Genomic DNA, 9599 nt, shown 5'->3' on the forward strand with positions numbered 1-9599 from the left:
CTCCCGGTCCTCGCCCCCTACGGGCTGCCCGCCCCGCTCCCCGCGCCGTCCGCGAACGGCAGCACCTCGTTGCCGCTGCCCCCGCTCGCGCCCGTCGCGTCGGACGGCGGCGGGGCGCACCCACCGGTCGGCGAACCGGCATTCGGCGACCCGACGTTCGGCCCCCCGTCGGCCGACCTCCCGTCGCCCGTCGCCGTCCCGCTGCCCGCCCCGGCCGGGCCCACGCCGCCGCACCTCGATGCGCCGACCGGACCGCCGCCGACCGCCGAGGCCCCCGCCGGGCCGCAGCTCCCGGCCGGTCAGCCGCCCGCCGCGCCCCCGGTGACGGGCCAACCGGCGACCGTCGCCGAACGCACCATGCACGCCGCCGGGTTCCTCCCCCTGATGCCCTGCCCCGGCGCGTACGAGCCCTGGCCGTGCCGCTGTACGCAGTGCGGCCGGGAGGTCACCCCGACCTACCGTCAGGTCCGCGACGAGGCGTTCACCTGCGCCTGTCGCGGTACGCGACGGCGCCGCCCCACCCGCAAACGCTGACCGGCGGACGGCGTACCCCTCAGCCCAGCCGCTCCCGCAGCCACGCCACCGCCTCCGCCGGCCCCGGCACCGTCGCCACCCCGACGGGCGCCGGGGGCCGGGTCACCAGCACGACCGGCACCCCGGCCTCCCGCGCGGCGGTGAGCTTGGGGGCGGTGGCGGCGGCCCCGCTGTCCTTGGTGACGAGGACGTCGATACGGTGCGCCGCCAGCAGGGCCCGCTCCCCGTCGAGCGTGAACGGGCCCCGGTCGAGCAGCATCTCCATCCGCGGCGGACGGGGCCCCTCCGGCGCGTCCACGGAACGCACGAGGAACCAGAGCGCGTCGAGATGCGCGAAACGGGCGAGGCCCATGCGGCCGGTGGTGAGGAAGACCCGGCGGCCGAGCCCGGGCAGCGCGTCCGCCGCCTCGTCCAGCGACCCGACCCGATGCCAGACGTCACCGTCCTGCGGCGCCCAGCCCGGACGCCGCAGGGCCAGCAGCGGCACCCCGGTGGCAGCGGCAGCCCCCGCCGCGTTCGCGCTCATCGCCTCGGCGAACGGATGCGTCGCGTCAACCAGCACATCCACCCCGTGCGCCCGCATCCAACCCACCAGCCCCGCCACCCCACCGAACCCCCCAACCCGCACCTCCCCCACAGGCAACCGCGGCGCCGCCACCCGCCCGGCCAGGGACGACGTAACCCGCACCCCGGTGCCCGCGAGCGCCCCGGCCAACTCCCTCGCCTCGGCGGTGCCACCGAGGATGAGCACGTGGGGGAGCCCCGGAGCAGCAGGATCAGTCATCGGTCCGGGGCCCTTCGGATGCTTCGGATACTTCGGCGGCGGAAAACGCCTTGGAAGGGTACGGGAGGGGGCTCGCATACCCGAGCGGGCGCCTTACTCCGCGGTCTCCGGGGCGGCCGTCACTTCGACCAGTAGGGGTCACGGAGGTCGGGCGTGTGATCCGGAGCCCCGCTGGAAGCCTCGGGGAACGAATCCCCCTCTTCGCCCGCGATATCGCCGCTGGGACCGGACGACACCGCGCTCACTCCGACGCTGATGTACACATCGCCGGAACCACCGACGTCAATTTTTGCGATACAGCCGTCCGAAGCTTCGCTCAGAAGCGATGGCCTGCCATTGTTCTGCTCCTTGATCTCAAACCCCTTCTCCTCCCAGCGGCGCGACACGATCTCAAGGAGTTCCTTTTTCTTCCCCTGCGATATCTGTGTGCGCAGATGGCGCTGCCGACTCACGTCCATCTCGCCATCCGCTTCGTTGGTGAAAGAATTTCTACGCTCCGACATGTGCGCGGGACCGTCACGCCACCGAAGGCGAGGACGAACCCCTGCCAACGTATCGTCCAGTACGGAATCGACACGCTCAAGCGCTTTGTTCACCGTGGGATAAGAAGCGTCTCCACCACCCGGGATAAGCGAGCAACCAGAAAAGGCAGCGAAAGAGATGACGGCGACCAAAGCATCCCGCCAGACCTTACGAGAGAACACAGACATCACCTCCCTGCCTGAAGAGAGACCTTCTCCGGGTGGCCGGCGACGATCGCCCCCATGTTTCCCAAGGAGTCACCGCCGTCCGGATCCTTGAAGTAGTTCGAATGTGAGTGAAATGGCTCGCCGTCCGCAACACCGAAGCGAATCCCGCCGAAATCTTGACTGGCCGGGTCCTGACCGAACCACAGTTGATGCGGGTTAAATATGGAACCGATCGCTATCCCGACCGATCCCCCCATGGATTCCTTTTTGGAAGGCGCGTGGGTGACCGGGTCATTCTCCGCGGCGCCCACCCAGACATGGCCCTTGCCCACGCCGAGGTCCTCCGCCTTCTGCGCTCCCGTACCAGGGCTTCCCACAAGGATGATGTCGTCAGCGGGTATACCGCCCGGGCGCTGCGCCCCCTGGCCCACAGCAAAGGAACCGTAGCTGTGACCGATCGCCGTGACGTGCGGCTTCTCTCCCTGGTGGGTTGCCTGAACCCCTTCGAGAAAGGTGCCGAAATCCGCCCCGCCCCGCTTGCCCGGTCCGTCTGCGGCGACCTCGATGCTCTGCGGCGCGTCGTACCCGAGCCAGACGATCGAGGCGGTTTTCCTGCCGCCCGCATCGCCCGATGAATTCCAGACCTGCTGCGCCCGATCACCGTCCTCACCGCCCACGCTCTCCAGCGTGGTGCTGAAACCGGGCACATACGCAGCGACGTTATCGGCCGTATCAGGGTTCCCGTACGACAGAATGGCCCGTCCCTGCCCCTCTCCTCCAATTCCAAGGAGGAGCGGCTCGGGCACCTTCCCGTCATCCCGGTCAAGGCGGTCCCTGATGGCGCGGTAGCCCTTCTGCTTTTCTTCCTGCTCTTCCGACATCGGCGAACCGGGCGGATGCGCGTCGATCAGCCGGTCGAGGTTGACGCGGTTCGCCTCGTCTCGGGTTTCGGCGGGTATGCCGTCGAGATTTCCGATGACGTCGGGGTTCAGTGCCAGCTGCTCGTCCCGCTCCTCCTGGCTCAGGCCGTTCCACCATTCATGGACCTTTTTCGGGTCCGTTCCCCGGTGCGGAGCAGAATCGAGGCCGACCGCGGTACCCGCGATCTGGGAGATGTCGGAGGCGTCCCGCCGAGATTCCCGGCTGTCGACCTTCAGGCCACGATCAGCCTGGAGCCGGGATATGGCGACGGAGTAGCGGCCGTCGATCTCGTCGACGGTGCGCCGGACACTGAGGATTTCCCCCTCGAGGTCACGCCGTTCGACCTCTGCGTCAGGGGTGCCTGCGTCCGGATCTCCCGTCGGGATGGAGCCCTCGTCCTTGTACGTCACTTCCCCGCTGGGCAACACCTTGAGGCCCTTCGCGGCGGCGTCGTCGAGGAGTTTGCGCAGCCGCTTCTGTTGCTCTTTCATCTCGGTGACGAAACCGTCGATGGTGGCCTCGATGAGCGTGCATTCCTGGGAGCCGAACTGGAAGTTCTTCTCAAGGCGGTCCAGGCGACTCTGCGCAGCGTCAGCCGCCTTGCCCGACCAGTCGCTTTTCAGCGGGCGGCGCAGGTAGGTTTCCACCCGGTCCTGGTAGCCACCGAAGCGATGTGCCGATCGCGCCCATTCCTCCTTGGCCTCTTCCAGGGCGGAAAAGCGAAGGTCTTGGATTTCCTGAAGAGTGGGCATCAGGCATCATCCGAACGGGCTGTTGTGGCGCGACTGCGCTGCGGGCAGGACCATGGCCGGACTTTCGGAGCGCTGAGTGAAGGACCTGGCGGTGTTGTCGTCGTTCCGCTCATAGTTGTCCGCGGAATTCCGGAGGGATTGTGCGACGTCCCCGCATTCCTTCCGAACGTCACCGAGCCTGGCCTGCCAGGAGTGGTGTGTCCGCATGAGTTGCTGGGCGAAGGAGAAACCCGTGGTCTGGCCGGGCACGCCGTGGTGATGCGCGTTCAGCGCGCTGACGGCGGACCCCACCCCCGATTGCATTTCCTCGCTCTGGCCCGCTGCGGTGCGCAGCGTCTTCGGCTGCACATCGGTATCCGGCACAACAGCCCCCGATTCCCCGTTTTCCACACTTGGTGAGACAGCCGTTCACCCTAGGTGATACGTGCAGATGGCACGCTTGTGCGGCGGGATTCGGCCGGTGGCAGGCCGAAAGGTGGCGGCGGGCCGTGCGGTGCCGGGCATTCCGGGCGTACGGCGGAAGGCGTGGCTGCCGCCCCCGTGTACGACCCCGCCCCCGGCGCTCCCCGGGATGGCAGGGGAACATGGGCGGGCGGCTCAGGTGTCGCGTATCGGTGGTGTGGCGGCCGTGGGCCGGGTGGTGAAAGGGCAGGTGGCGACGGTGGGTGCGTCCGGCGCGGGGCCGGTGGGGTCGCAGGGCGCGGAGGGCGGGCGCAGTGCGCAGTTGGCGCATACCGGGCTGCGGGCCGGGTGGACGACGGGGGCGTGTGCGACGGCGGCGGGGGCGGCGGCGTACACGGCGCTGTTGACCGGGGAGTTCCCGGATCCGGTGCGGATCGCGTTGCCCAAGGGGCACACGCCGTCGTTCGCGCTGGCCAAGGAGGAGTTGGCCGCGGACCGGTCGTGGGCGACGGCGGCGGTGGTGAAGGACGCGGGGGACGATCCGGATGTGACACACGGGGCGCTGATCCGGGTGACGGTGCGGGAGCTGCCGGCCGGTTCGGGGGTGGTCTTCCGGGCGGGGCCCGGCGTGGGGACGGTGACCCGCCCGGGGCTGCCGCTGGATGTCGGCGAACCGGCGATCAACCCGGTGCCGCGGCAGTTGATCTCCGGGCATCTGGCCGAGGTGGCGGCGCGGTACGGCGGGCGCGGCGACGTCGAGGTCGAGGTCTCCGTCGACCACGGTGCGGAGATCGCGCGCAGCACCTGGAATCCGCGGCTGGGCATCCTCGGCGGGCTGTCGATCCTGGGGACGACCGGCGTCGTGGTGCCGTACTCCTGCTCGGCGTGGATCGACTCGATCCGGCGCGGCGTGGACGTGGCGCGCGCGGCGGGGCGGCGCCATGTGGCGGGCTGTACGGGGTCCACGTCGGAGAAGGTCGCGGTGGCGCTGTACGGGCTGCCCGAGGACGCGCTGCTGGACATGGGGGACTTCGCGGGCGCGGTGCTGAAGTACGTACGGCGCCATCCGGTGGAGCGGCTGACGGTGTGCGGCGGGTTCGCGAAGCTGTCGAAGCTGGCGGCCGGGCATCTCGATCTGCATTCGGCGCGCTCGCAGGTGGACAAGGGGTTCCTGGCGGAGCTGGCCCGGCGCGGGGGCGCGGACGAGGCGCTGGCCGCCGAGGTCGAGGGCGCCAACACGGGGCTCGGGGCGCTCCAGTTGTGCGCCGCCGCCGGTGTACCCCTGGGCGATCTGGTGGCCGCCACCGCCCGGGACGAGGCGCTGGCGGTGCTGCGGGGCGCGCCCGTCACCGTTGACGTGGTGTGCATCGACCGGGCCGGACTGGTCGTGGGGCGGTCGGAGCCCCGGGGACCGGGGGCGTAGGGGCGGGCGCCGCGGGGGGGGGGGGCCTCCTTTGCCTCCCGCCCGACCGTGGACGGAGGCGGCGCCGCGCGCGGGGAGGGGCGTGGGGACTGGCTGCGCGCGCCGGGGCGTGGGATCTGGCGCCGCACTCCGGGGCGTGGGATCTGGCACTGCGCGCGGGGGCGTGGGTCTGGCGCCGCACGCCGGGGCGCGGGCTCCGGCTCCGCACGCCGGGCGTGGGACCTCGCACCGCACGCCGGGGCCCGGCGCCCCTGCCCGACCCCGCTTCCGCCTCCGGCCCCGGCCCCGCCTCCGCCTAGTCCGCCCCCCAGGCGCCCCCGCGCCCGTCCGCCGGGCGGTCGCGGTCCGACGAGTACAGGAAGCTGTCGCCGAACTGTTCCGCGGCCAGGGTGCGGCCGACGATGATGACGGCCGTGCGGACCACGCCCGCGGCCTTCACCTGGTCGGCGATGTCGGCGAGGGTGCCGCGCAGGACGAGTTCGTCGGGGCGGGAGGCGAGGGCCACCACGGCGGCGGGGCAGTCGGCGCCGTAGTGGGGCAGCAGTTCGGCGACGACCCGGTCGGTGTACCGGGCGGCGAGGTGCAGGACGAGGAGGGCGCCGCTGCGTCCCAGGGTGGCGAGGTCCTCGCCCTCGGGCATGGCGGTGGCGCGCTCGGCGACCCGGGTGAGGATCACCGTCTGGCCGACCGTCGGGACCGTCAGCTCGCGCTTGAGGGCGGCGGACGCGGCGGCGAACGCCGGGACACCGGGCACCACCTCGTACGGCACGCCCGCCGCGTCGAGGCGGCGCATCTGCTCGGCGACGGCGCTGAAGAGGGACGGGTCGCCGGAGTGCAGCCGGGCCACGTCGTGGCCCTCCTCGTGGGCGCGGACCAGCTCCGCGGTGATGGTGTCCAGGTCGAGCCGGGCGGTGTCGATCAGCCGGGCGCCGGGCGGGCACTCGGCGAGCAGTTCGCGCGGCACCAGGCTGCCCGCGTACAGGCACACCCCGCAGGCGGCGAGGGTACGGGCACCGCGCACGGTGATCAGGTCGGCGGCGCCGGGGCCCGCGCCGATGAAGTGGACGGTCATCGTTCCTCGTTCTCCGGGGAGGTGGGGGTGGGGGCGACGGCCCCGGGGGAAGCGGGGGTGGCCTCCCCGGGGGGAGCGGATCCGGCGGTCTCCCCAAGGGTGGTCTCCCCGGGGGCGGCCCCCGAACCGGCCTCCCCCGGGAGAGCCGCCGAGACGTCGTCCCCGGGGTGCGCCGGTTTGACCGCCGCCCACTGGGTGACCGGCATCGCCTGCCGCCAGCCCGTGAAGCCGCCGACGGGCACCGCACGGGCGACGGCGAGGCGTACCAGGTCGCCGCCGTGGCGCCGGTACCACTCCGTCAGCAGCGCCTCGGACTCCAGCGTCACGGTGTTGGCGACGAGGCGGCCGCCCGGGGGCAGCGCCGCCCAGCAGGCGTCGAGCAGACCGGGGGCGGTGAGCCCGCCGCCGATGAAGACCGCGTCGGGGACCGGCAGCCCGGCCAGCGCGGCGGGCGCGGCGCCCTGCACCACCCGCAGCGCCGGGACGCCGAGGGTCTCCGCGTTCCGGGCGATACGGGCGGCGCGGACGGCGTCCCGTTCGACGGTGACGGCGCGGCAGGCGGGGTGGGCGCGCAGCCACTCGATCGCCACGGAGCCGGAGCCGCCGCCGATGTCCCAGAGGAGTTCGCCGGGCTCCGGGGCGAGCGCGGCGAGGGTCACGGCCCGTACCTGCCGCTTGGTGAGCTGCCCGTCGTGCTCGTACGCCTCGTCGGGCAGCCCGGGGACGACCGGCAGCCGCAGCGCACCGGGGGCGCGGACGCACTCCACGGCGACGACGTTCAACGGGTCGCCGGGCGGGCGCGCCCAGGAGGCGGCGGTGCCCTCGGTCCGCGCCTCGGCGGGCCCGCCCAGCTGCTCCAGGACACGCATCCGGGACGGGCCGAAACCGCGCTCCCGCAGCACCTCGGCGATCTGCGCGGGGGTGTCCGCACCGGAGGACAGGACCAGCACCCGGCGCCCGTGGTGCAGCACCCGCGCGAGGCCCGCCACCGGGCGCCCCACCACCGAGACGACCTCGGTGTCGGCCACCGGCCAGCCGAGCCGGGCACAGGCGTACGCGACGGACGAGGGGTGCGGCAGAACCCGCAGCCGGGGCCGGGGCGCCCCGGGGGCGTCGGGGAGGGCGGCCAGCACCTCGGTGAGCGTCCGGCCGATGCCGTGGAACATCGGGTCGCCGCTGGCCAGCACAGTCAGACCGCGTCCGGCGTGGGCGGCGATCAGGCCCGGTACGGCGGGGCGCAGCGGCGACGGCCAGGTGACGCGCTCACCGGCGCACTCCGGGGGCAGCAGATCGAGCTGGCGCGCCCCGCCGAGCAGGACCCCGGCGGTGCGGAGCGCGTCGCGGGAGGCGGGGGCCAGCCCGTCCCAGCCGTCGGCGCCGATGCCGACGACGGTGAGCACGGGCGGGGCGGGTGAGGTGAGCGGTGAAGGGGGTGCCAGGGGGGTCACTGCCGAGTACCTCGAACCTCGGAAGCCGCCGTGCGGCCGGTGGGGAAGGGGGCCGGCCGGGCGGCCGGGGACGTCCCCGCACTCTACTGAGCGGACGCGGCGCGGGCGGCACGGGGCCGTGGCCACTACGGAGCGCCGGTAACGGCGCGCCCCGGGGAGGCCCGGTGCGAGGCCCGGCACCGGAAGCGCTCGCCCCGTACCGCCCGGGACGCCCACGCCCGTACGCCCCCGGGAGCGCCCGCCCGAAGCGCGATCAGGACGAGGGCCGGAGCCGGGACCAGCGCCGGGATCAGCGCGAGGCCCGGAAGCGGCGGAGCGCCTTGAACCGGGGACCAGGGCCAGGACCAGCGCGAGGCCCAGCGCCGGGCCCAGGAGCGGCAAAGCGTCCGGCCCGGGGACAGCCCCTTATTGCCTACCATGTGCAACAACAAGTACCCCGCAACACCTGCTCCAAGGAGGCCGCCCCCATGCCCTCACCCGTAGTGCTGGGAATTGAGTCGTCCTGCGACGAGACGGGCGCCGGACTGGTGCGGGACGGCCGCCTCCTGGGGCACGCGCTCGCGTCGAGCATGGACGAGCACGCCCGCTTCGGCGGCGTCGTCCCGGAGATCGCGGCCCGCGCCCATGTGCACGCGCTGCTGCCCGTCGTCCACCGCGCCCTCGACGACGCGGGGCTCGCGATGGCGGACATCGGGGCGGTCGCGGTGACCACCGGGCCGGGGCTCTCCGGCGCGCTCCAGGTGGGGCTGGCCGGGGCGAAGAGCCTCGCGTACGCGCTCGGGGTGCCGCTGCACGGCGTGCACCACCTGGCGGGGCACGTCGCGGCCGACACCCTGGAGCACGGGCCGCTGCCCGACCCCTGCGTCGTCCTCATCGTCTCCGGCGGCCACACCTCGCTGCTGCTCGTCCGGGACCTGGCGCGCGATCCGATCGTCCACCTCGGGGACACCGTGGACGACGCGGCGGGCGAGTGCTTCGACAAGGTCGCGCGCGTCTTCGGACTGCCGTACCCCGGCGGGCCCGCCATCGACCGGACGGCGCGCGCGGGGGATCCGCGCGCCGTCCCCTTCCCCCGGCCGCTCACCTCCGGCGACCCGCGCACCCGTTACGCGTTCTCCTTCTCCGGGCTGAAGACCGCGGCGGCGCGCTGGGCGGAGCGGGAGCGCGCGGCGGGCCGGGAGCTGCCGCTCGCCGACGGCGCCGCCTCGCTCCAGGAGGCGGTCGCCGATGTGCTCACCCGTAAGGCGGTGGCCGCCTGCACCGCGTACGACGTCGGGACGCTGGTGGTGGTCGGCGGGGTCGCCGCCAACTCCCGGGTGCGCTCGCTCGCCGAGGAGCGGTGCGCGGCGGCCGGGATCACCCTGCGGGTGCCGCCGCTGCGGCTGTGCACGGACAACGGCGCGATGATCGCCGCCGTCGGCGACCTCCTGGTCCGCGCGGGCGCCGCACCGGCCCCGGCGGACGTCTCCATCGACCCGTCGGCGCCCCTGGAGTACGCGGCGCTGCACCCGGTCGCGGGCGGACGGGGACGGGCGGCCTGACGGGGGCGGGGCGGGACCCGCGCCCCCCCCCCC

8 protein-coding genes and 1 pseudogene are annotated in these 9599 nt (G+C 73.6%); 3 read left to right on the plus strand and 6 right to left on the minus strand.

The window, feature by feature from the left end; translation table 11 throughout:
• Positions 1 to 534: pseudogene (locus IF23_RS0130565) on the plus strand (hypothetical protein); the annotation flags it as partial.
• A gap of 19 nt (positions 535 to 553) precedes the next feature.
• Here IF23_RS0130565 and IF23_RS0130570 read toward each other — a convergent pair.
• The 4 genes from IF23_RS0130570 to IF23_RS31775 form a co-directional block, all read right to left on the minus strand.
• On the minus strand, positions 554 to 1318 hold the full coding sequence (locus IF23_RS0130570; RefSeq protein ID WP_030289524.1) for a cobalt-precorrin-6A reductase: 765 nt from the start codon (positions 1316 to 1318) through the stop codon (positions 554 to 556).
• A gap of 119 nt (positions 1319 to 1437) precedes the next feature.
• A complete protein-coding gene (locus tag IF23_RS34280; RefSeq protein ID WP_157848110.1) occupies positions 1438 to 2022 on the minus strand; it encodes a hypothetical protein in 585 nt (194 codons plus the stop codon).
• Between the two features lie 5 nt (positions 2023 to 2027).
• Positions 2028 to 3680, minus strand: a complete 1653-nt coding sequence (locus IF23_RS0130580; RefSeq protein ID WP_030289527.1) for an alpha/beta hydrolase — start codon at positions 3678 to 3680, stop codon at positions 2028 to 2030.
• Between the two features lie 6 nt (positions 3681 to 3686).
• Positions 3687 to 4043 carry a type VII secretion target gene (locus IF23_RS31775; RefSeq protein WP_157848111.1) on the minus strand — a complete coding sequence of 119 codons (357 nt, stop codon included), beginning with the start codon at positions 4041 to 4043 and terminating at the stop codon, positions 3687 to 3689.
• A 208-nt stretch (positions 4044 to 4251) separates the two neighbouring features.
• Between IF23_RS31775 and IF23_RS0130590 the strand changes: the two genes are divergently transcribed.
• Positions 4252 to 5505, plus strand: a complete 1254-nt coding sequence (locus IF23_RS0130590) for a cobalt-precorrin-5B (C(1))-methyltransferase (RefSeq protein WP_078654374.1) — start codon at positions 4252 to 4254, stop codon at positions 5503 to 5505.
• Positions 5506 to 5800: 295 nt separating this feature from the next.
• On the opposite strand, the gene cobM is transcribed toward IF23_RS0130590, so the two are convergent.
• Both cobM and IF23_RS0130600 read right to left on the minus strand, forming a co-directional pair.
• Positions 5801 to 6577, minus strand: a complete 777-nt coding sequence (cobM, locus tag IF23_RS0130595; RefSeq protein WP_030289531.1) for a precorrin-4 C(11)-methyltransferase — start codon at positions 6575 to 6577, stop codon at positions 5801 to 5803.
• On the minus strand, positions 6574 to 8025 hold the full coding sequence (locus tag IF23_RS0130600) for a bifunctional cobalt-precorrin-7 (C(5))-methyltransferase/cobalt-precorrin-6B (C(15))-methyltransferase (RefSeq protein WP_051740013.1): 1452 nt from the start codon (positions 8023 to 8025) through the stop codon (positions 6574 to 6576). Before IF23_RS0130600 ends, cobM begins: the two co-directional genes overlap by 4 nt.
• A gap of 467 nt (positions 8026 to 8492) precedes the next feature.
• Here IF23_RS0130600 and tsaD point away from each other — a divergent pair, with 467 nt between their 5' ends.
• Positions 8493 to 9566, plus strand: coding sequence for a tRNA (adenosine(37)-N6)-threonylcarbamoyltransferase complex transferase subunit TsaD (gene tsaD / locus IF23_RS0130605; protein ID WP_030289535.1), 1074 nt, complete (start codon positions 8493 to 8495; stop codon positions 9564 to 9566).
• The last annotated feature ends 33 nt before the right edge of the window (positions 9567 to 9599 follow it).

The organism is Streptomyces catenulae (assembly GCF_000718015.1).
GTDB classification, from domain to species: Bacteria; Actinomycetota; Actinomycetes; order Streptomycetales; family Streptomycetaceae; genus Streptomyces; species Streptomyces catenulae.

Bases quoted from the DNA above. Each gene is read 5' to 3' on its own strand.
- cobM (WP_030289531.1), bottom strand. From the start codon at position 6,577: ATGACCGTCCACTTCATCGGCGCGGGCCCCGGCGCCGCCGACCTGATC.
- IF23_RS0130580 (WP_030289527.1), bottom strand. From the start codon at position 3,680: ATGCCCACTCTTCAGGAAATCCAAGACCTTCGCTTTTCCGCCCTGGAA.
- IF23_RS0130570 (WP_030289524.1), bottom strand. From the start codon at position 1,318: ATGACTGATCCTGCTGCTCCGGGGCTCCCCCACGTGCTCATCCTCGGT.
- IF23_RS0130590 (WP_078654374.1), top strand. From the start codon at position 4,252: ATGGCAGGGGAACATGGGCGGGCGGCTCAGGTGTCGCGTATCGGTGGT.
- tsaD (WP_030289535.1), top strand. From the start codon at position 8,493: ATGCCCTCACCCGTAGTGCTGGGAATTGAGTCGTCCTGCGACGAGACG.